Origin of the sequence: Providencia sp. PROV040, from assembly GCF_032706145.1 — a bacterium.
GTDB classification, from domain to species: Bacteria; Pseudomonadota; Gammaproteobacteria; order Enterobacterales; family Enterobacteriaceae; genus Providencia; species Providencia hangzhouensis.
Map to the genome: position 1 here is coordinate 1,429,563 of NZ_CP120530.1, position 21,213 is coordinate 1,450,775.

Consider the following 21,213-nt stretch of genomic DNA (forward strand, 5'->3'; position numbering starts at 1 on the left):
ATCAGGGTAAACTTCCCAATCTAAGTTAATTTTGTTTATCTTATTTTGTAGGGCTTCGGCTATAGATTAAATAAATTTTATTCTTTTCCATTTCGCTCCCTAAGATAAACCCATATATGAAAATGATTATTATACTCATTAATGTAGGTGTCAATTTTATTGTTACCGTCACTTGTTTAGTTTTAGTTACTTAGATATAGCTACGAGCTTATGACCTGTCAGAAAGAAAACAATGTAATCGCTACAGGCACTATGGATGGTTTAATGGTTATCAGCTAACAGGAGCGCGGATAGCTACCTACCTTTAACTGACCCTCTTTAAGATGACCAGATCATTTGCTCCGAAGTTACCGAGGCAATTTCAAATATATCTATAAAATTTTAGTTACTTGTGTGCTCAATTAATTCATAGTTAATCTACTAACTTGTTGTGCAATGACACACTTATTGAGGCGCAAATATGATTATACGTTGCTATAGTGGCAAAATAAGCGATAACAAAATAGATGAGCTGACCAATTTATTGTATAGATGCGTCCTTGGTGGGGCTAGTGTTGGGTATACTGACGCAAAAGCTCAAATAGAGGATATGAGAAATTATTGGGTTGGTGTTAATCACTCTTTATCAACAAGTAATTTTAAGCTGATCTCAGTAGAGGTAGACAATAAAATTGTTGGTATCGTTGGGCTTGAGCTATGTATAAAACCAAATGGTAAACATCGAGGGGAAATTTGTAAGTTATTGGTGTTACCTGATTACAGGCGCAAAGGGCTAGCAAGGAGACTAATGCTAGCGGCTGAGCAAATAGCATGGGAAACAGGATTGGCACTTTTAACATTAGATACAAATACCAAAGGAATAACTGTTAGCTTATATAGTTCTCTAGGATGGCAGGTTAGCGGTGAAATCCCTGAGTTTGCTCAATCAGTTAATGGTGACCTTGAATCAACTACCATCATGTTCAAGCTAAAGCCTGAAAATGAAGTTTAAATAAGATTGGTTAATCACTGCCGTCATTTGAAATCGCACTAGTGTTAATTTTACGATTCCGTTTGAAACGGAGTTGTGGAAAACACGAGTAGGGGGGCTGGTCGGAGTTTCATTATCTGCAATAAAAGCTTTAACTGATGATGTTTTTGCAATGTTGGTGGTTTTGGGAAAATAGAAGCTTAAACCTCTTAATTTTTGAGTCATAAAATAAAAAGGGGACATGGTACGAAATTGAATAAATTTAAGCTGTTTATAATCAATGTGATATGGATTTATATTGAATCCTGTAGGCCTTTAATCCTTCTTCGTTCAACTGACGTCTAGCTATATCAGTTTCTTAAATGTATTGATTATCATGGAAACGCGACTGTTCATCATGCGCCAGTCAGTTAGTGCAAAAAATCAAAATAGTTCATAAATAATATATGCGATTTGACGTATGTATTATTTATGTGTAATTTAAAGAAAAGATTGAAGAGGTACACATGGAACCATTACAACTGTTTAAAATTTTAGGTGACCAAACAAGGCTCGATATCGTGCTGCTTTTGAAAGCAGCTGGTGAACTGTGTGTGTGTGATATTTATACGGCTTTAAATCTATCGCAACCAAAGACATCTCGGCACTTAGCAATGCTAAGAGAGTCAGGTCTTCTGTTAGATTCAAAGCATGGCAAATGGGTTCACTATCGCTTATCTCCGGCATTACTACCATGGGTAAAAAGCATTATTGATGTCACCTATGCTACAGAGAAAAATAGAGTGTCAGGCTTACTTCAAAGTTTGAATGCAAAAGAGATAAATAATCATTGCTCTTAGTGGTTTTTTAACTAAACGCATATGAAAATTCGTATATGTTGATTCAATAAGTATTAAATACATATAGTCGATAAGGCTTATTTTAGAGGAGTAAAAGGTGCACGAAAGCACCTTTTAAATGAGGTTGTTATGTTTATTGCCGCATTCATTTTTATTTTAACGATCACCTTTGTTATTTGGCAGCCCAAAGGACTGGGTATTGGCTGGAGTGCTACAGTAGGGGCTGTATTGGCACTGATCTTTGGTGTGATCAGTTTTCAAGATATCCCGATAGTTTGGAATATTGTGTGGAATGCCACTGCGACATTTGTTGCAGTAATTATTATTAGCCTACTTTTAGATGAAAGTGGTTTCTTCGAATGGGCGGCATTACATGTTGCTAAGTGGGGCGGGGGTAAAGGAAGATTACTATTCAGTTATATCGTGCTACTTGGTGCAACGGTGGCGGCTTTATTTGCCAACGATGGTGCAGCATTGATATTAACGCCCATTGTGATTGCGATGTTATTGGCACTTGGTTTCAACAAAGGTACGACATTGGCATTTGTTATGGCTGCTGGGTTTATCGCAGACACAGCGAGCTTGCCGCTGATTGTTTCGAACCTCGTGAATATCGTTTCTGCGGACTTCTTTAATATTGGATTTACGGAATATGCATCAATTATGGTGCCAGTGGATATTGCAGCAATTATCGCAACGCTCGTGACGTTGCATTGGTTTTTCCGTAAAGATATTCCTAAGCAATATGATGCCACTAAATTGAGTGCACCTGCTTTAGCTATTAAAGACATAACGACGTTTAAAGCAGGTTGGCTTGTATTAGTGTTATTACTTGTTGGTTTTTTTGTCTTAGAGCCTTTAGGTATTCCGATTAGTGCGATTGCCGCTATTGGCGCCTTAATTCTTTGGGTGATTGCGGCCAGAGGCCATACGATTAATACCAAAAAAGTATTACGTGGTGCGCCGTGGCAAATCGTCATTTTTTCCCTAGGTATGTATTTGGTTGTTTATGGTTTAAGAAATGCAGGGCTAACCGATTATCTTTCTGAAACGCTCAATTATCTTGCTGATAAAGGACTATGGGTAGCAACGCTAGGCACTGGATTTATTACGGCATTTTTATCATCCATAATGAATAACATGCCCACGGTATTAATTGGGGCTCTATCCATTGAAGGGAGTGAAGCGACAGGGTTAATTCAACAAGCGATGATTTACGCCAATGTGATTGGTGCAGATTTAGGTCCTAAAATCACCCCAATAGGGAGTTTGGCGACATTGTTATGGCTGCATGTTTTATCACAAAAGAACATGACCATTACATGGGGATATTATTTCAAAGCAGGGATTATCATGACTATCCCTGTACTCATTATCACACTCGTTGCGTTAGTGCTTCGACTTTCACTGTTAAATTAAAGGTAACCCAATGAATGAGATTACCATCTACCATAACCCCAATTGCGGTACTTCGCGCAATACCCTAGCCATGATCCGTAATAGTGGGGTTGAGCCGACGATTATTTATTATCTAGAAACGCCACCAACTAAAGATGTGTTAATAAAACTTATTGCCGATATGAAAATTACGGTAAGGGCATTATTACGAAAAAATGTTGAGCCGTATGAGCAATTAAATTTAGAACAAGATAGCTATACTGATGACCAAATTATTGATTTTATGTTGCAATACCCAATATTGATTAATAGGCCAATTGTCGTCACGCCGTTAGGCGTAAAGTTGTGTCGGCCTTCTGAAGTTGTGTTAGATATTTTGCCTCAACCTCTTACAAGTGATTTCATCAAGGAAGATGGTCAAATAGTGATTAGTAATCACCATGTAAAACACAAAAAAGAATTAGGTTAATTAGTTTAAAATCTAAGAAAGTTGAGTGTTTTATCTATGTAATTAAATAAAACTTGTTCTAGGGAACACAATACAACTAACTATTATTCACGTTAGCTATCGGTTCCCTATTTTCTTGCTAATCATCTCATGGAAATCTAGCTCTGAAGTGGCATAGTGATATACATTTCAATAGCTTGATTTAAAGTTTTGATTGATCGCATTGTTTGGTTAAATTGTAATATTACTTCATCAGATGTATTACCAGTAAGGAAGTACTCTTCTAGTAATTTACATTCTAATGCGATTTTTTTAGCACCAATAATTTGGCTAGAACCTTCTAAACGATGGCAATAATGCGCTAAATTAAGCCAGTCTTGTTTTTCGAATAAGCGTTCTGCTTGTTGTATATCTTCTATATTTTCTTGAAGACTCGTTTGAAGTAATTTATTTAATAGCTGTTGGTCATCTTGAGTCAACTGCATTAATGCATCTAAATTAATTAAACTATTTAACATTGGTGGAATGGGCTCTTCTGTATCTTCTTCTATTTGTTGAAGGGTGCAGCGTAATAGCAGGGCTTCAATCTGAGATAGACGTAAAGGTTTAAATAGGCAGTCATCCATACCCGCCTCTATACAGCGTTGGCGTTCTTCTTGCCTTGCATCTGCAGTTAATCCAATAATAATTAGAGTTTGGGGGGAGATTTCCCGTAGTTGCCGAGTTAATTCTAACCCATCAATATCAGGCATATTACAATCGGTAATTACTATGTCTATTGCATTTTTTTTCCATAATTCGAGGGCTTGTTTCCCGCTCTTTGCTTCAGTGACATGATGACCAAATCTTGTTAATTGACGTACTAATAGCAGGCGATTTGCAGGATGGTCATCAACGGCAAGTATTCGTAAGCGTTTATTATTTTTTGTGGTCTTATAAAGTGTCGGAAGCGAAACTCTAGTGTTTTTACGATGCTTGACGGGGATATCTATTAAAAATTGAGTGCCATGCCCTAATTGGCTGTATAAGGTAATAGTCCCATTCATCATGGATATAAGTTGCTTACAAATAGCTAAGCCAAGACCTGTTCCTTTATGTTTACTGCTTGATTCAGCTTGGGTATAGGGGGAAAAAATCAATTCTTGTCTGTTCTCTTCAATTCCCATTCCTGTATCAGAAATAATGATCCTTAAAATATTTTCCTCATGGTTTTGGGGGAGATAATTAATGATAACTTCAATAGTTCCTTCTGAAGTAAACTTAATTGCGTTGTTAAGTAGATTGGAAATAACCTGACGTAGTCGAAAAACGTCAATATATATTTCATCAGGATGGATTGCATTAAGATGATAATGTAGAGAAATACCTTTTTGTTTAGCTAATCCTTCAAACAAACGGACAACGGGAGTTGCTAATTCATTACTTTTTACCCACTCAGGAACGAGTTCCAGTTTTCCTGACTCAATTTTTGCCATATCTAAAATATCGCCTATAAGTCCCATCAATGATAATGCGGACTCATACGGTATTTGAATTGATTCTGTTATATCATCTTGCTGATTTTTATTCGTGGCGGCTAATTCTAATAACCCAATAATTGCGCTGATATGGGTACGAATTTCATGGCTCATGATAGCAAGGAAATTGCTTTTTGTTTGGCTTGCATGTTCTGCGCGTTGGCGAGCACTAGAGAGCTCGATAAGGAGCTGTTCATGTTCAGTTATATCTTGCCAACTACATATAAGGCCAGAGATATTGCCTTGATTGTCTCTATATGCGACGGCTTGATGCACTATGACCCTTTCACCCATTCTATTTTTTATTTGATAACGTTTAGGCGGAGAAACTAGCCTATTAGGCTCATCGAAAAGAGAATGCAATTCTTGATAAATTGTCGATAGCGGGTGTTGTTGTGATGTCAATGAAAGTTGTTTTATGTTTTCATTATCAGGGCTGAAAAAACTCTCCCATGCTGAATTACTATTTATTATCGTTCCGCTTTTATCAATGACATAAATAGGAACAGGAGTACCATTATAAAGAGTTTCTAAGAATATAGCCTGTTCTTGTAAGCGTTTTTGTGTATATTTTCTTAATCGAATTTCACGATGTAAATAATAATTCCATATTAAAGACGTAATAATAAGAATAGTAGCAATGCAAGCTAATGTGTAGAACTCGGTGCGGTATACTGTCCATGTATCCATTTTAACATCTGGTGAGCCTAGCTATTTATTAGTTAATACTGATATATCTCTCGGCGGAATAGATGCAATCGCTTTATCTAATATGCTATATAACTCAGGCTGGTCACGTCCTACGGCAAACGATATATAAGCTGTATCCTCGCTTAATTGTTCGCTGATTTTTAATCGACTACGAAAATATCGGTCAATCATATAGTGAGCGCTGATAAGATTCTCGATGGTACCATCTACTTTTCCTTCATTGACCATTTGCAAAGCAGTATAGGTATCTTGAGCTTCAATTAATTCCACTTGAGGATAGTTTTTTGTTAGCCAGTCGTGAATTGCATTATCAGGGGTAATCGCAAGTTTTGCTGTCTGAGCAATTTTTTTATGTGCTAATGGCGTGTCTCTAACAATTAAAACAAATGGGGGGAGAACATAAGGACGAGTAAATAGTAATTCTTTATCATTTTTTGAATTTTTTGTAATTGAAGCAATGAAATCCCCTTTATTTTTTTTCAATAAAGCAATCTCATCTTTTTCAGAGCTTGCTTCAATGACTTTAAAATTAATATTTGTTTTGAAATGGATGAGGTTAAGTATATCTGCAGAAAGGCCATGAAATTGTTTTTGTGAATCATAAAATGTAAAAGGGGCATTTAATGAATTGATAACGACCTTTAATTCATTGTGTTGTTTTAGCCAATCTATTTCCTTTTGTGTGAATACCACAGATTGTTTTAGTGCCCATAAATCGGGTTTTGAACTCCAATGATGGAAAATAATATCATGCTGAGCTAATGATATTGAGCTTAAAATGATATCCACAGTACGCTTTAATTGCGCATTTTTAGGATGGAAGAGAAAGACTGGGCCAATATTTTCATTAGAGAAAATCTCAGCAGTGGATAATGTTGTTGCATAGTGGCGTTCAAGTAAAAAATTAGCCACGATCATTCTGCCTAGGAAATAATCATTTTCACCAAATGCGACGGAAGATAACGCATTTTGCGGTAAAGGAAAACGTTCAATTTTAGCATCAGGAAAATATTTTTTGATCCATTCATTGCTTGGATAGCCTTGAACGGTAGCAATACGAGCACCATGAGGTATGGGATGCTTGTTGGACATTGCCGCTTTTCGTGAAATAAGTACAGGATAATCAGGGATATATGGAGTACTTTTGAGAAAACCATAGCTCTCGTTTCTTTGTCTTTTGCCATCATCAGCTAACATATCTATCTCGCTATTGAGCAGGCCCTGTAATGCCATATCTCTATCAGGATAGTAGATGATTTTGAAACGCAAACCTAAGTTACGCATGATGGTCATAATGCTATCTGCAGAAATCCCTTTATAAATTCCTGATTCTAATACTAAATCAAAGGGGGGGTTATTAGGAGCGTAGACACCAATCGCTAATTCTTGTTTTTCTCCTAGCCATCTCCAATCATAATCACTTAATTCAAATTTTGATGGGAGAATTTCAATTTGGCTATAAAGTCTGACTTCATAAGGTTGGAATGCAGAAAATGAGCAAGGAAACAGACCAATAAGCAAGCAAACTATTAGGATTAGGTTACGCATCGATATATTAATCCAAATTATTGCGTTGAATAAAGTCGTATAGCTCTGCAATATTATGAAGATCTAATTTAAGCATTAGTCGTCTTTTATAAGTGCTAACAGTTTTATCGCTGATGCGCATTTGTTGTGCAATGTTAATGCTTTTCATCCCTTTAGCCAGTAAATGTAAGACTTGTAGTTCTTTTGTGGAGAGCTCGGCGATTTTTTGTTTGTCATTAAGATGATTACTAGGGGAAGCATCCATTTTATTCAGATTAAGTGGAAAGTAGCCATATCCATTTCTAATCGCATGAATTGCGACATGTAGTTCCGTTAAGTTATTGCGTTTGCTAATAAAACCACTGGCACCGACACTTGCACAGCGACGAATGTAATGGTCATCATCCTTTGCAGATAACACAAGAAGCCCTCCCGTGTAGTTATTTTTACGCAATCGCTGCATGACATCAATCCCATTAAGTGATGGGATATCTATATCTATCATGATTAAGTCGGGAGAGAGAGTTTTAGCAAGTTGGATAGCTTCATGGCCATCAGCGGTTTCCCCTACAATGGTCATGTCATCTTTTTCTAATAGTATTCTTACAGCAAGCCGTGCTACTGGATGGTCATCGACTATCAGTACTGTTTTCATGTTTTTCCCTTTCTGGCTAGTAAATTAAAGCGCGATGAACTTAGGTGCAGGTGCCAAATGAAAAATTAATTGTTTTTTTATTAGTTTAATGAGCGTTTGAATTTGCTGCAATGTATATTTTTGTAATATTTATCTGTCATAAATTTAATAATTAACTTACATAAATTGCTTTTTTGTCTTATTACATTTTATGGCTATTCCTCTCAAAATACACCTATGCACTGTGGCTGTGTTCAGATGTCTCTACTGTTTTATGGAAAATACAATAGAGCCTTCAATTCTTAATAATTAGATTAGCCCAAACTAAACCTAGGAGGTGAATGATATAATTTTAATAGATAATGACGATCATGGAAACCAACTTTACGAAACTATGTTTTTCTCTATTTCACTACATAGAGTGTACCTAGCTATTTCTATTTGACAGATTAATAGCATAAGGATTAATAAGTTAATGGATTAAACAGGTACCACAGACATTAATGGGAATTAATGTGGTAGTGATAACCATAATATATTAATAAATTAAATATTTTAACACTGGGTTATATATTGATTCAGTAAAAAAGGAATTAGAAATGAAAAAGATTATTGCTACTGCTATTTTTGCTGCGCTTTGTGTTGGTCAAGTTGCTAATGCTAAAGACGGTACAGTTAAATTCGTAGGTGATATCGTGACTGCACCATGTGAGGTAGCACAGAACTCTTGGGACCAAACTGTTCAAATGGCTCAAGTTAAAACAGCTACATTCGCAGATGCAGGAGCTAAATCAGCGGATAAAAAATTCCAAATCAGCTTGCTGACTTGTGATGTAACTCAATTTAAGAATGTTTCAGTTTCATTCGCTGGCCAAACTAACGGGGATGATGCAACACTTTTAGCACTTGATGGCGGCCAAGGTGCAGCTGAAAACGTTGGTATTGCAATTTATGACAGTAAAGGTAAAAAATTGGCTTTAGGTACAGCAACAGCTGATACTGCATTACAAGTTGGTTCAAATACTCTTTATTTCTCAGCAGCTTATGTTTCTACTAAGAAAGATGTGAAAGCGGGTTCTGCTAATGCAACAGCAGACTTCAACCTGACATATAAATAATATTGAATTTCCTTCAGGCCACTATGTTGGTGGCCTGCTTTTTGTTCGAAGGGGATGTAATGATTCTTAATAGCCTTTTTATTAATAAGTTAATACTTGTTTTTTTACTCATGTGTTTTAGTTTCTCTATTTATGCTGCTGGTGGTGTTGTTGTTGGTGCCACCCGTGTTGTATTTGATGGCTCAAAGAAAGAAGCTAATCTTAGTTTAAAAAATAATAATGATAAAAGTACTTATTTAATCCAGTCTTGGGTTGAAGATGCCTCAGGGAATAATAAGACTCCATTTATTATAACACCGCCACTTTTTAAACTAGACCCTGTTAAAGAAAATATGTTGCGTATTGTACGTGCTGGCGGAAATTTACCTGAAGATAGCGAATCGGTTTATTATGTCAATGTAAAAGCTATTCCACCCGCTCCAGCTGAAGAAAGTGCTAATACTTTACAACTAGCAATTAAAACTAGAATGAAATTATTCTATAGACCTGCTGGTTTGAAAGGTAACCCAATGGATTCCTATAAGGCTCTAGTATGGAAAAAAGAGGGTGATAGCTTGCGTATAGTTAATAATACACCTTTTTCTGTCACATTAAGTGAAGTGAAAGTGAATGGTAGTGAAATAGATAAAGTCGACCTTGTCCTCCCGATGAGCAGTACTAGCTATAAACTACCATCAAAAGTAAATATAGGTGCTCAGATAGTATTTACAACTATCAATGATTATGGCGGCACTTCTGAATTGCAAAAAGCAATACTTCAATAAACAAGCAAAATATTAAATAAAATAATAACGTTTAATGCATTTTATTATTGGTTTTTTATAGGGAATTTTTTGCGCAATATAATTATTAGAGGGAACGAGGGAATGAACAAAACACGATATAGAAAGAATTTTTTGGCCTTCTCTTGCATTACATTGGGAATATTTAGCGCCTATCCTGTTTTAGCCAAAGAATTGTTTAACTCTCAATTTTTAGAAAATATTAATAGTAATAGCGTTGCGGATTTTTCTTTATTATCAAAAGGTGATGTAGACCAATTACCTGGTGAGTATTTGGTTGATATTTATGTTAATGAACAATCAGTAGCGAAACAGAATATAAAATTCAGTACCAGAGAGAATAAAGCAAGCTATTCATCTGATAGCGTAGCACTTGAGCCTTGCATTTCATATGAGCAACTAGAAGCTTACGGTGTACGTGTTGAAGCTTTTCCACAGTTAGCACAATATGGAAAGGATCCCGTTCAATGCAAGCCATTCTCGGCTTTTGAGAAAATTATCCCTTATGCATCATCTCATTTTGATTTTAATCAACAGAGATTGTATTTAAGCTTTCCACAAGCATCTTTGACCAATTTAGCAAAGGGAACGATTGATCCGTCAATGTGGGATGAAGGGATCCCCGCACTACTAACAAACTATAGCTTTACAGGGAGTAACTCGACGAACACAGGCAGTCATATTAGTGATAAGTCGAGTGATAGCTATTTTTTGAGTTTACGTTCTGGGCTTAACGTGGGGGCATGGCGCTTACGCAATTATTCAACGTGGAACAGTAGTAATGGTAATAATAGCTGGAGAAATATTAATACCTATCTCCAGCGGTATATTGTTCAGTTGAAGTCGCAAATAATTATGGGTGATACCTATACACCTGGCGATATTTTCGACAGTGTACAGATTCGTGGTGCACAAATCGGTACCGATGATGACATGCTAGCGGATAGCCTGAAGGGCTATGCACCCGTGGTGCGTGGGATTGCGCGTACTAATGCGACGGTGACGATTAAGCAAAACGGATATACCGTTTACCAGAGCTATGTGGCTCCTGGCCCATTTGCTATCACTGATTTGTATCCAACCGCCGCGAGTGGCGACCTTGAAGTAGAAATAAAAGAGTCGGATGGAACAATCCAGAGCTTTATTCAACCCTTTGCGAGTGTGCCTGTTTTGCGTCGTCAAGGGCAAATTAAGTACGCATTTTCAGCGGGGCAATATCGTAATGGCCACAGTAGCCAGCGGCCATTTATAACGCAGGGCTCACTTGTTTGGGGGATCCTAAATAGCTTGACCGCTTATAGTGGTGTGCAAGTTGCAGAACGCTACCGTTCTCTGGTACTAGGGATTGGTCAGAATATTGGCGATTTTGGTGCATATTCTTTTGATATTACGACAGCTCATAGTGAAGATGTAACACGATATGGTAATGGTTCTACAGGCCAATCTTATCGCTTACTGTACTCTAAATCTTTTGCAAATACGGGAACGGACTTTCGTTTATTAGGATACCGTTACTCAACGGAAGGGTTTTATACCTTCCAAGAAGCCGTTGAGCGTCGATATCAAGATTGGGATCTCGCAGATGATAGCCGCTATTCTTATCACCGACGCTATCGCCTTGAAGGAACATTAACACAGCAGCTAGGTAAAGACTTAGGGTCTATCTATTTTTCTGCTAACCGACAAGATTTCTGGAAAGGGCAAGGTAAGCAAACTCGATTGCAAGTAGGTTATAACAATAGCTGGGGTCCTTTAAATTACGGCATTTCATATAGTCGAGCAACATATCCAAACCAAAGAGAGACAGACCAAATATTCAGCTTCAATGGTTCATTTCCGCTCTCTGCGTTATTACCTAACACATGGGCGACCTACAATATGGTTAGCCAGCGCCATGGGCCAACAACTCACCAAGCGGGGATATCAGGCACATTACTTGATGACAATAACCTAAGTTATAACGTGCAACAAAGTTATGGTACTAAGGGGAAAGGTAATGGTGGTAGTGTAAGTCTTAATTACCGAGGCGGCTACGGTAATATGAACTTTGGTTATAACTATAGTAAAGATTCTCGGCAGTTAAATTATGGTGTTGAAGGTGGTGTTTTAATCCATGGGGATGGTGTAACACTTTCCCAACCAATTAATGAAACTGCAATTTTAGTGAAAGCTTCAGGTGCTGCAAATACCAATGTTACAGGCTATACCGGTGTTAAAACCGACTGGCGGGGTTATGCCGTATTGCCTTTTGCTCAAGCCTATCGATTTAACCATGTTGAGTTAGATACAAAAACATTGGGTGACAATGTGGAATTACAAGAAAGTGCTAAGAGTGTTGTGCCGAGTAAAGGGGCGATTTCTAGAGTTGAGTTTATTACTCAGATAGGGTACCGAGCTTTAATCACACTAAAACATAAAAATGGCACAGTGATACCTTTTGGTGCATCTGTACAGTTAGTTCAAAACAACGGGAAAGCGGTTAATAGCTCCATAGTAGGAGAAGGTGGACAGTTATTTATGAGTGGGTTACCAGAAAGCGGCAAACTGGAAGTTAAATGGGGACGTCAGGCAGCGCAAAGTTGCTTTGTTAATTACCAACTACCTGTCAATTCAAAGAGTAAAGATACTATTGGCATTATTCAAACTCAAGCCGTATGCCAGTAATTAGGGGATTATAATGAGAAAGTTATTTAGCACTCGTATGTCCAAGTTATTGTTAGCTTCCAGCTTATTAACTTCTTCATTGCTGGTAGTTCCATATAGTGCATTTGCTAATAATGGTATTTGTCGACCACATGCTGATGGGCCAGGAAGGTATACCGCCACTCTTCAGGGGGATATTGGTGCGTCATTTAATAAAGTAGGAACAGAGCTTTTATCCCAGTTTACTTGGAAAGAGAATGGTTTTATTTATAAGGTAGAGTGTTTTTGTTTTCCAGCAAATACGCAGATTAACTCAACATATTATTGGGGGGAATATGCTGCAGGAATAACTCAAGGACATGCCCCAGGCTGGTACTCTGTAAATGAATACCTAGATATTAGAACAGAAGTGGCAATTTGGAACGCTAATGTTGGGGGGATGCAATATCATAGAGTACCTTTTGGCCCCATATCTAACAATACTCCAGAAATGTGCTCCAATGCTGCTCGGTTAACTACAAGTGTGTCGAGTGGTGGCTCTGGGAAAATGGATCTTTATATAAAGAAAGCATTTGTCGGGAACGTTTCTTTTAGTATTTCAGATATATATTACCTTAAGGCATCATTAATTAGTAATACTTCAGGCCCCCCTATTGCACTAATTGGGTTGAATGTATCTGTGACTGCTCCACAGTCATGTGAAATTGATGCTGGGCAGAATATATCAATCTCTTTTAATGATACATCACAACAAAATTTTGTGAAGGCGGGTAAAGGTGAAATGCCTTCAGGCATGGTTCCGCAATCTAAAACATTAAGCATAAAATGCTCAAATATGGACGCTTATGCAAATTTAGATATGCGTTTTATTGGTGCTGCTGACCCAAATAGTACTACTGATGGCTTTAGTACGGATAATAAAGATATTGCTATTGCAATAGAAGGACCTAATGGTCGCTTAACACCGACTACAGGGAAACTCCCTTTGCAATTAGATGCTAATCAAAATGGTTCGGTAACTATCAAAACTTACCCTTTCAGTAGTACTGGTCTAGCCCCTGCGGTTGGTAAATATTCATCAATTGTAACTGTGCGTTTAGACTTTAGATAATAACAATGGAGATAACTATTATGAGTAAGGCAATGGAAAATAGTCGTAATTTCCCATGGTCAACAATGAAAAAAGCGGGTGTTTTATCATTATTGATTGCAGTTAGCGGTGCAGCACATGCAGCGGATATTACGTTGAACTTTAGTGGTAATGTAACAGTAACAGGGTGCGATATTTCAGCTAGTAGTAAAACAAAAGCAATTGCTTTCGGTACTGTGGATTTGGCGAAAGCGGCAGCTGGTGGGACAGGGTCTTCGGCCTTAAAAGATGTGGATTTTTCTTTAGATTTTACCAATTGTGTGAACCTTAAGAATATCAGCTTAGTGATGGATACAACCAAAGCTGTGACGGGATTTGCTGATTACTATTCTATCGATGAAGGTGCGGGGAAAGCCGGTGGCTTAGCGGTTGGTATTAAGGGAACAGATACAGCAAAAACTGTTCAATCACCAGGAAAAGAGGTTTTATGGGCAAACACAGCGGCAACAAATAATATTCCTTTTAAAGCCACATTATATAAAACCGGTGCAGTAACTGCAGGGGCAATTACTGGGCTTGTGAATGTTACTGTGAAATATAATTAGTATAAATTATCTATTTAAAAATATTACTTCTAATAATATAGAACCAAAGGTTATATAAATGAAAAAAACTTTTGTATTAACGCTAATAAGCGCTATGGCAGGTATCGCTTTAATTTCAGGCGCACAAGCGGCTGATGCAACATTAACATTGAAAGCAACAATAAAATTGGCGGGTTGTGATATTTCAACAGGCACAGGTAAAGACCAATTAGTTGACTTTTCAGATGTTACCGTAGTTAAAAATGCGGTCAAAGGGAGCTCAATAGCTAAAAAAGATTTTAATCTGCAATTTCAAAATTGTGCAGACTTGAAGGGCATTGATGTTTCAATGAAAGGTACTGCTGATACGGATTTCGCGGGTGGAGAACTGTTTGCGATTGATAAAGGTGCAAATATGTCCAAAGGCGTTGGTGTTAAGATTATTGCGAAAACAACTGGTGGAGAAAAAGTCCAGAAGCCAGTCGGTGATACGGTTGTTTGGGGAAGTCTTTCAGGGGCTAGCGTGACTTTACCTTATCGTGCTGAATTAGTTAAAACGTTAGATACGATAACCGGGGGGGATGTTCGTTCAGTTGCCGAAGTTAGCGTAGCATATAAATAAAATATTAATAGATTGAATGGTGTTATAGATATTTAAAATAACTGATGGCATTGTCGTTTTATTCTCTTAAAACGACAAAGAAGTTTAATTTATCTACTTTTACTATAGAAGTGATTCAATAATTTATATGCATATTATAAGGCAATGATTAATTCAAGAACTAGCATCTTTATTCGTTAATTTTGATTTGCGATTATTATTTGGACTGATTATGAAATTATATTCGTATAGGTATTGTTATATTTTTGGCATAGTTTTTTCGCTATGCCCTCTATTTTCATCAGCTAGTGATTTATCGTTAAATTTTACTGGAAATGCAATTGTTACAGGGTGTGATGTTGAATTTGGAAATAGTGGTAAGAATCAAGAAATCGATTTTAAAACAGTAACAACGACGAAAAGTGGAACAGGTCTTTCTGGCTTGGTTACTCAACCATTTTCATTGAAATTATCTAATTGCGCGGGAACAATTAATAAAGTTTCTGTGAGTATGTCTGGTAAGGCTGATACCGGCTTTTCTGAATACTTTGCCATTAATAGTGGCACTGGCAGTGCGCAAGGGTTGGTTTATGGTGTGAACGTAAAAGGGGACAAGAATAAAAAGCAAAAACCCGATGGTACAGTTGTTGAGTGGTCATCAACGGCACAGCCATTAGAATATGAAGCCACTTTGTATAAAACAGGGAATGTTGATGGTGGTCTCGCACAAGCGAGTATTGATATCAGTATTGGGTATCAATAAATAATATCTATTTAATATGGGAGAGAGAGGATGAACATAAGCCGTTTATTCAGGGGAACTGTTTTAGTTGCAGGTATAAGCTTCTTTTCATCAGGGGCACTGGCTTTGGATGCTTCTGTTCAGATTAAAGGCAAAATAAAATTGATGGGATGCGAGGTTGATACCGGATCAAAAGATCAAACTGTTGATTTTAAAAGGGTCAATGTGCCGGTGAGTTACCCTTCAGGAAGTGTTGTAGCCGAGAAACCATTTACGATTAAACTACAAAATTGTGAATCAACCGCAGTTGCTGATGTTTCGATGAGTGGTACCCCAGATAGTTTTAATGCAGATTATTTTGCATTAGATTCTACGAGTCAAGATTCAGCGAAAGGAATAGCTCTGCGTATTAAATCAACAAATGGGGATGTTCAGAACCCTTCAGGTAAAGTAGTGACATGGCGTTTTAATTCATCAAGTAGTGAACAATTATTAACATATAATGGTGCATTAATTAAGACGAGTGATATCACTAACGGTAAAGTGAATGTAAATGCAGAGTTTAGCGTTAATTATCGTTAATTTTAATATAGAAAGATAATAGTGTATTAATTAATCTGATAATAATGGTTTAATAACTTTTATTATATGAGTTTATGATTGTTTTTTTATTTGAGAAATATAAGTTTATTGGAAGTTGTAAATCTCGAATACGCTTTTTTATAGCATATCAGGGCGTTAAACTTTAAGGCTACAACACTAAAAATAATAGTGTCGTTATAATTAGGACAGTACGTATGAGCGTATATAACACTGAAATTTCTAATAGTTTTATTGGGCAGCAGGTTCGCAAACGCCGCCTTCTTTTAGGTTGGTCTGCGAGTACATTGGGGAAAAAATCAGGCTTGAGCCAACAACAAATTTCACGCTATGAAAGAGGAACACAGAATTTCACTATTTATCGTTTATGTATATTTGCAAATATACTGGAATGTGACTTAAATTACTTTTTGGGGCATGAAACTGATCTTGGCTACCCACTATAAGTTGAATATTAAATTTAATAGCTTCTTGAGAGAGGAGCTATTAAGAATCAATATATGTAGACATAATCTGTTTATACTTGATGAAAGCATCAAAAAAGATGGCAAAAAATAAGCTCCTATGCTTATTTAGTATATCTGTCTGTTTTATAAAAAAGTATGTTTAGTTTACATATATTGCTATGGTTATAGCAGTATTATATTTTTTTGGGACGAATAGAAACGGTATTATTTGGGGATCTTGTGAAAAATGTAAATGTGAACTCAGCAATGCTAAAAGGATGCTTCTAGCTGGCTGGTTGCCTATGGTATAATAATCGCACAAAAATATTGTGCTACAGCTATACTTTTTAAATCTTATTTTTAATCCATTTTACATTGGATACCCCAGTAATGAACATTAGTCAGCTTAAAAGCTTTGTTGAAGTAGTGAGGAGTGATTTTAATATCACTAATGCGGCTGAAAAATTGTATACCTCTCAGCCAACTGTCAGTAAGCAACTTAAAATATTGGAAGATGAGTTAAACGTTTCATTATTCAATCGAAAAAATAATAACTTATTATCGCTGAGTCCGATTGGCGAAAAAGTTCATCATGTTGCGTGTGATATTCTTGCGCAGTTCGATAAAATTAAAAGTATCGTGTCTCATGAAGACTCGACGATAAAACAAAACCTGCATATTGCAACAACTCACACACAGATCCGCTATAAATTGCCTCAAGTGATTGAGCGTTTTAACGCACGCTATCCCAATATTTCTTTGCATTTCCATCAAGGTGCGCCCGCTCAGATTGCAGAGATGGTAAACAATGGCGATGTGGACTTTGCCATTGCGACCGAGTCTATGCACCTTTATGATGATTTATTGGTGATGCCTTGTTACCAATGGTCTCGCAGTATTATTGTTCCACATGACCACCCATTGGCTCAATGTGAACAGCTTAAGATTGAAGACCTTGCAGGCTACCCGCTAATTACTTATGTTTTTGGTTTTACAGGGCATTCAAAGCTCGACCAAGTCTTTTATCAACATAAATTAACGCCAAATGTTGTTTTAACTGCCGTAGATACTGAAATTATTAAATACTATGTAAAACGGGGTGCTGGGGTTGGTATTATTTCAACCGTGGCTTTTGACCCAGAGGAAGATAGCGAAGCATTACGTTGTATTGATATCAGTCACTTAGTAAAACCAAGTTATACACATGTATGTATTAATCGGCACATGCATTTAAAAGATTATATGTATGATTTTATCTCTCATTACGCACCTCACCTTGATTTGAATTATATTCATCAGCCGAATCAATGGGTACCTACAGAACAAAGCGAGCGTGATCAGTTATACCGAGAATTGCCAGAATTGTAACTTATAAGTGAATGACTAAGAAAAAAGCCGAGTAATTGATTGTCCAACTATTGGGGGTCACTTCAATTTACTCGGCTTTAGTATTACTGTGTGTATAGAGTTATTCTAACGAGTAGCAATATTAATAAAGATTTGAGCGCCAATCAGTAAACAATCGTCATCAACAAAATAAGGGTTAGCGTGTAAGTAATTATTAATCCCTTTTGCTTGATTACCACTTCCTAAGAAGTACATGGCTCCGAGTTTATCTTTAGTGGCATTGATCATATAACTGAAGTCTTCACTGCCAGTCATTGGCTTACCATTTGAATCAATCTGCTCAATCGGTAAGAAGGCGGCAGCGGCATCATAAATCACTTTGGCTGCTTGTGGGTGGTTGACAACGGCAGGATATCCGCTGGCTTCCAGTGTTGTTTTAAACCCACCGGCTTCACTACGAGCCACAATTTCATGGAAGCTGGCTTTTAATATTTTGTCCGTTTCTTCATCCATTGAACGGATCGTTCCGCGTGCTTGCACATGATCCGCCAGCGCATTTGGGATGGTTCCGCCGTTAATCATGCCGCAACCAAATACGGCGGGGCTGAAAGGATCAGTCTTTTTGGCAACAATGTAGTCCATATAATCAATGATACGCGTTGCTTCGCGGATAGCATCTAACCCTTTATGAGGGGTTGAACCGTGAGCAGAAACACCTTGGACATCTAGTGTCCACGCTGAGCCGTATGAAGACATAACCCCAGAATTGAATTTAATATAACCCGTTTCAAATGCAGCATCATTGTGTAGGCCGTAAACTTCGTCGACACCTTCCATACACCCCATTTCTACCATTTTGTTAGCACCTGGCACACGCATATCTTCTTCTGCCATTTGGAAGATAAAACGGACGTTATGGGTGAGTTCAGAACGGTTTTCACTGAGGTACTTTGCTGCCGTTAAGGCGATGGTCATGTGGGTATCATGTCCACAGTTATGAGCGCAACCTTCATGGACAGAACTGTGCTCATTGCACGTTAAATCAGGCATTTCAAGGCCATCAATGTCAGTACGATAGGCAATCAAGCGCTTTGTTGGGTCGACAATCAATTCAGCGGTAAAACCAGTGTAGCCTTCGAATAAACGAATGTTATATCCAAAGCTTTCCATCAATTCACGGCAATATTGTGAGGTTTTGAATTCCTGCCCAGACAATTCAGGGATTTTATGTAAATCCTGACGTGTTTTTTTGCTAAATGTTTCTAAAGCAAAGAGCTTTTCACTGATATTGTATTTATTGGTCATTATGTTTTATCCCGTATACAAAAAGCGTTTTTAATGCTGTTAAAAGGCCCCTGGTGTGAGCATGGAATAATGAACAGCACGCTCATTTAATTTATGTGTATTTTAAAAACTAGATTCAGACATAGGGTGATTTCTACTTCTACTCGTTATTTTTTATCTATCAATTTATAGGGTCAATTTTAGCGTGGATATTAAAAAATTGAGCGTGACGGAGATCGTGTTTATATCATATCAGTATTGCATGGCTCATGAATAATAAGGATGGTAATTTATTAAAATAATAATAAAAAATCATCATTTCAATTAAAATCCTTTTATATCAATTTGTTATGATTTTATTTTTCAATTTTAATATTAAGGATATTTATATTTTAAAGCGAGCCTGAATAGGGTTTAAGTTAAATTTTTTATTTAAAGTAGGGCGGTGATTGGCATGATTTTAGAAATTTTTTAAATGAGATGGTGAATGTAAAAAGAAATTAAATTAATGCGAAGAAAAAATTTTAAAGGTGGGATAAAAGCTAAAAAAATCATATTCCCCTTATTATAATTAACATAGCAATAAGGGGAATATTTTAATAATTAGTTCTTAAAAGAGCCGATAAATGAGAGGTATTCCTCTTTGCTCATTAATGGGGTGTAATCAGCTAACATCTCATCAGCTTGGGATGCATCATCAAATAACAGGTCAATAATTGCCATTGCCATCATTTGAGCTGGGCGGATATAGGCCATATCATCATCAAAAACAACGTAATCTTTACCATGCAAACCACCACGAATTGCGCCAATCCATGGGTGACTCACTGGCATGATATGTGATAAGTCACCTGTATCCGTGCTTCCCGTCATGTGCCCAGCAACCCAAACATTTTCTTCACCAATCAAGTCATGGGCATTTTGCTGCAACAAATGGTTCAACGTATCGTTGTTATACAGTGGGAGGTAACCCGGTAAATCTTTGACTTCTACCTCTGCACCGACAGACATTGCACCAGCAACCAATGCGCGAGTAATACGCTCATTCGCATCAATCATTGCAGGGACATTTGACGCTCGGACATAACTTTCCATACGGACATCACTTGGGGTGACATTGACCAAATCGCCGCCTTGCGTGATGATCGGATGAAAACGAATATAATCTTTTTCTTGGAAGGTCTCGCGGATCGCATTCACTCCCATAATCCCCATCATTGCGGCATTGAGGGCATTGACACCTAAGTGAGGGGCAGCCGCAGCATGAGATGCTTTCCCTTTGTAATTAATCAACTTGCCAATAAACCCATTGGTGGTGGTCGACATTTCAATAAAACCGGTATCACGTTCTGGTTTGACACTGGTTAAATGAATTTGCATCGCCATATCGATATCATCAAATTCACCAAGGGATATCAGCTCTGGCTTACCGCCGATATAACTAATTTTTCCTTGTTCAATCAGTTTATTACGATAAGCCAGTTCAACATACTCCTCAGCGGGAACGGCGAAAGGAACGACGTCTCCCGCGAGGTATTGCATAGCACCTGACTTAACCAGACCAATAGTCACAGCCATCATATTAGCGATTTGGGCATTGTGCCCACAGCAATGGGCAGCACCCGTTAAATCATCGGCTTCTGGGTGTTCTGCACAAATAATCGCATCGAGCTCACCAATCACAGCAATACTATGTTTACTCCCTTTTCCACCTTTAAGGCGCGCCTTAACACCTGTTAATGCGAGTTGGTTTCGGTAATTAACGCCTAGCGCAGAAAATGCAGCTTCCACTTTTTTTGCTGTTTTGATTTCTTTGTAGCCTAGCTCAGGCTCTGCCCAAATATCATCTGCTAATTTCTTTATATCCCCTTTATGGGATGCAATTGTCTCGCAGACGATGGCTTTCAATTGGTCTTTGGTCATTGTCATGGT

General features: G+C 37.5%; 19 protein-coding genes. 14 read left to right on the plus strand and 5 right to left on the minus strand.

Annotated elements, in window-relative coordinates:
• Positions 1–460: 460 nt before the first annotated feature.
• From P3L40_RS06500 to arsC, 4 genes are all read left to right on the plus strand, one after another.
• Positions 461–991 carry a GNAT family N-acetyltransferase gene (locus P3L40_RS06500; RefSeq protein ID WP_136134003.1) on the plus strand — a complete coding sequence of 177 codons (531 nt, stop codon included), beginning with the start codon at positions 461–463 and terminating at the stop codon, positions 989–991.
• Between the two features lie 485 nt (positions 992–1,476).
• Positions 1,477–1,809, plus strand: coding sequence for a metalloregulator ArsR/SmtB family transcription factor (locus tag P3L40_RS06505; RefSeq protein WP_004262433.1), 333 nt, complete (start codon positions 1,477–1,479; stop codon positions 1,807–1,809).
• A 129-nt stretch (positions 1,810–1,938) separates the two neighbouring features.
• Complete coding sequence (locus P3L40_RS06510; protein WP_110592217.1) at positions 1,939–3,228, plus strand: arsenic transporter; 1,290 nt, start codon at positions 1,939–1,941, stop codon at positions 3,226–3,228.
• Positions 3,229–3,238: 10 nt separating this feature from the next.
• A complete protein-coding gene (gene arsC, locus P3L40_RS06515; RefSeq protein WP_096863247.1) occupies positions 3,239–3,676 on the plus strand; it encodes a glutaredoxin-dependent arsenate reductase in 438 nt (145 codons plus the stop codon).
• Positions 3,677–3,813: 137 nt separating this feature from the next.
• Here the strand turns inward: arsC and P3L40_RS06520 are convergent, their stop codons facing one another.
• Genes P3L40_RS06520 through P3L40_RS06530 form a run of 3 tightly spaced genes read right to left on the minus strand, consistent with a single transcriptional unit; the run spans position 3,814 to position 8,065 of the window.
• Positions 3,814–5,862 (minus strand): response regulator, encoded by a 2,049-nt coding sequence (locus P3L40_RS06520; RefSeq protein ID WP_210852377.1) that lies wholly within the window; start codon positions 5,860–5,862, stop codon positions 3,814–3,816.
• Positions 5,863–5,883: 21 nt separating this feature from the next.
• Positions 5,884–7,431 (minus strand): transporter substrate-binding domain-containing protein, encoded by a 1,548-nt coding sequence (locus tag P3L40_RS06525; protein ID WP_210852379.1) that lies wholly within the window; start codon positions 7,429–7,431, stop codon positions 5,884–5,886.
• A gap of 7 nt (positions 7,432–7,438) precedes the next feature.
• Entirely contained in the window at positions 7,439–8,065 is a 627-nt protein-coding gene (locus P3L40_RS06530) for a response regulator (protein ID WP_004262426.1), read from the minus strand.
• Between the two features lie 578 nt (positions 8,066–8,643).
• Here P3L40_RS06530 and P3L40_RS06535 point away from each other — a divergent pair.
• The 10 genes from P3L40_RS06535 (at position 8,644) to P3L40_RS06580 (ending at position 18,018) form a co-directional block, all read left to right on the plus strand.
• Positions 8,644–9,162, plus strand: a complete 519-nt coding sequence (locus P3L40_RS06535) for a fimbrial protein (protein WP_004262424.1) — start codon at positions 8,644–8,646, stop codon at positions 9,160–9,162.
• Positions 9,163–9,221: 59 nt separating this feature from the next.
• Positions 9,222–9,926, plus strand: a complete 705-nt coding sequence (locus tag P3L40_RS06540; RefSeq protein ID WP_210852381.1) for a molecular chaperone — start codon at positions 9,222–9,224, stop codon at positions 9,924–9,926.
• A gap of 102 nt (positions 9,927–10,028) precedes the next feature.
• Complete coding sequence (locus P3L40_RS06545) at positions 10,029–12,608, plus strand: fimbria/pilus outer membrane usher protein (RefSeq protein WP_210852383.1); 2,580 nt, start codon at positions 10,029–10,031, stop codon at positions 12,606–12,608.
• A gap of 13 nt (positions 12,609–12,621) precedes the next feature.
• Complete coding sequence (locus tag P3L40_RS06550) at positions 12,622–13,698, plus strand: fimbrial protein (RefSeq protein ID WP_136134008.1); 1,077 nt, start codon at positions 12,622–12,624, stop codon at positions 13,696–13,698.
• A 20-nt stretch (positions 13,699–13,718) separates the two neighbouring features.
• Positions 13,719–14,282: a fimbrial protein gene (locus P3L40_RS06555; protein ID WP_036958503.1), complete on the plus strand. Its 564-nt coding sequence runs from the start codon at positions 13,719–13,721 to the stop codon at positions 14,280–14,282.
• A gap of 58 nt (positions 14,283–14,340) precedes the next feature.
• Positions 14,341–14,883 (plus strand): fimbrial protein, encoded by a 543-nt coding sequence (locus P3L40_RS06560; protein ID WP_004262414.1) that lies wholly within the window; start codon positions 14,341–14,343, stop codon positions 14,881–14,883.
• Positions 14,884–15,094: 211 nt separating this feature from the next.
• Positions 15,095–15,625 carry a fimbrial protein gene (locus tag P3L40_RS06565; RefSeq protein ID WP_136134009.1) on the plus strand — a complete coding sequence of 177 codons (531 nt, stop codon included), beginning with the start codon at positions 15,095–15,097 and terminating at the stop codon, positions 15,623–15,625.
• Between the two features lie 30 nt (positions 15,626–15,655).
• Entirely contained in the window at positions 15,656–16,186 is a 531-nt protein-coding gene (locus P3L40_RS06570; RefSeq protein WP_112307342.1) for a fimbrial protein, read from the plus strand.
• A gap of 215 nt (positions 16,187–16,401) precedes the next feature.
• Entirely contained in the window at positions 16,402–16,650 is a 249-nt protein-coding gene (locus tag P3L40_RS06575; RefSeq protein ID WP_004262407.1) for a helix-turn-helix domain-containing protein, read from the plus strand.
• A 390-nt stretch (positions 16,651–17,040) separates the two neighbouring features.
• Positions 17,041–18,018, plus strand: a complete 978-nt coding sequence (locus P3L40_RS06580) for a LysR substrate-binding domain-containing protein (RefSeq protein ID WP_196731629.1) — start codon at positions 17,041–17,043, stop codon at positions 18,016–18,018.
• A 105-nt stretch (positions 18,019–18,123) separates the two neighbouring features.
• On the opposite strand, the gene P3L40_RS06585 is transcribed toward P3L40_RS06580, so the two are convergent.
• Both P3L40_RS06585 and P3L40_RS06590 read right to left on the minus strand, forming a co-directional pair.
• On the minus strand, positions 18,124–19,302 hold the full coding sequence (locus P3L40_RS06585; protein WP_272693261.1) for a M20 family metallopeptidase: 1,179 nt from the start codon (positions 19,300–19,302) through the stop codon (positions 18,124–18,126).
• Between the two features lie 582 nt (positions 19,303–19,884).
• Positions 19,885–21,210, minus strand: coding sequence for an amidohydrolase (locus P3L40_RS06590; RefSeq protein WP_004262397.1), 1,326 nt, complete (start codon positions 21,208–21,210; stop codon positions 19,885–19,887).
• Positions 21,211–21,213 lie beyond the last annotated feature (3 nt).

What these genes read in the sequence shown, in the direction of transcription:
- P3L40_RS06500 (WP_136134003.1), top strand. Translation starts at nt 461, where the DNA reads ATGATTATACGTTGCTATAGTGGCAAAATAAGCGATAACAAAATAGAT.
- P3L40_RS06505 (WP_004262433.1), top strand. Translation starts at nt 1,477, where the DNA reads ATGGAACCATTACAACTGTTTAAAATTTTAGGTGACCAAACAAGGCTC.
- P3L40_RS06510 (WP_110592217.1), top strand. Translation starts at nt 1,939, where the DNA reads ATGTTTATTGCCGCATTCATTTTTATTTTAACGATCACCTTTGTTATT.
- arsC (WP_096863247.1), top strand. Translation starts at nt 3,239, where the DNA reads ATGAATGAGATTACCATCTACCATAACCCCAATTGCGGTACTTCGCGC.
- P3L40_RS06520 (WP_210852377.1), bottom strand. Translation starts at nt 5,862, where the DNA reads ATGGATACATGGACAGTATACCGCACCGAGTTCTACACATTAGCTTGC.
- P3L40_RS06525 (WP_210852379.1), bottom strand. Translation starts at nt 7,431, where the DNA reads ATGCGTAACCTAATCCTAATAGTTTGCTTGCTTATTGGTCTGTTTCCT.
- P3L40_RS06530 (WP_004262426.1), bottom strand. Translation starts at nt 8,065, where the DNA reads ATGAAAACAGTACTGATAGTCGATGACCATCCAGTAGCACGGCTTGCT.
- P3L40_RS06535 (WP_004262424.1), top strand. Translation starts at nt 8,644, where the DNA reads ATGAAAAAGATTATTGCTACTGCTATTTTTGCTGCGCTTTGTGTTGGT.
- P3L40_RS06540 (WP_210852381.1), top strand. Translation starts at nt 9,222, where the DNA reads ATGATTCTTAATAGCCTTTTTATTAATAAGTTAATACTTGTTTTTTTA.
- P3L40_RS06545 (WP_210852383.1), top strand. Translation starts at nt 10,029, where the DNA reads ATGAACAAAACACGATATAGAAAGAATTTTTTGGCCTTCTCTTGCATT.
- P3L40_RS06550 (WP_136134008.1), top strand. Translation starts at nt 12,622, where the DNA reads ATGAGAAAGTTATTTAGCACTCGTATGTCCAAGTTATTGTTAGCTTCC.
- P3L40_RS06555 (WP_036958503.1), top strand. Translation starts at nt 13,719, where the DNA reads ATGAGTAAGGCAATGGAAAATAGTCGTAATTTCCCATGGTCAACAATG.
- P3L40_RS06560 (WP_004262414.1), top strand. Translation starts at nt 14,341, where the DNA reads ATGAAAAAAACTTTTGTATTAACGCTAATAAGCGCTATGGCAGGTATC.
- P3L40_RS06565 (WP_136134009.1), top strand. Translation starts at nt 15,095, where the DNA reads ATGAAATTATATTCGTATAGGTATTGTTATATTTTTGGCATAGTTTTT.
- P3L40_RS06570 (WP_112307342.1), top strand. Translation starts at nt 15,656, where the DNA reads ATGAACATAAGCCGTTTATTCAGGGGAACTGTTTTAGTTGCAGGTATA.
- P3L40_RS06575 (WP_004262407.1), top strand. Translation starts at nt 16,402, where the DNA reads ATGAGCGTATATAACACTGAAATTTCTAATAGTTTTATTGGGCAGCAG.
- P3L40_RS06580 (WP_196731629.1), top strand. Translation starts at nt 17,041, where the DNA reads ATGAACATTAGTCAGCTTAAAAGCTTTGTTGAAGTAGTGAGGAGTGAT.
- P3L40_RS06585 (WP_272693261.1), bottom strand. Translation starts at nt 19,302, where the DNA reads ATGACCAATAAATACAATATCAGTGAAAAGCTCTTTGCTTTAGAAACA.
- P3L40_RS06590 (WP_004262397.1), bottom strand. Translation starts at nt 21,210, where the DNA reads ATGACAATGACCAAAGACCAATTGAAAGCCATCGTCTGCGAGACAATT.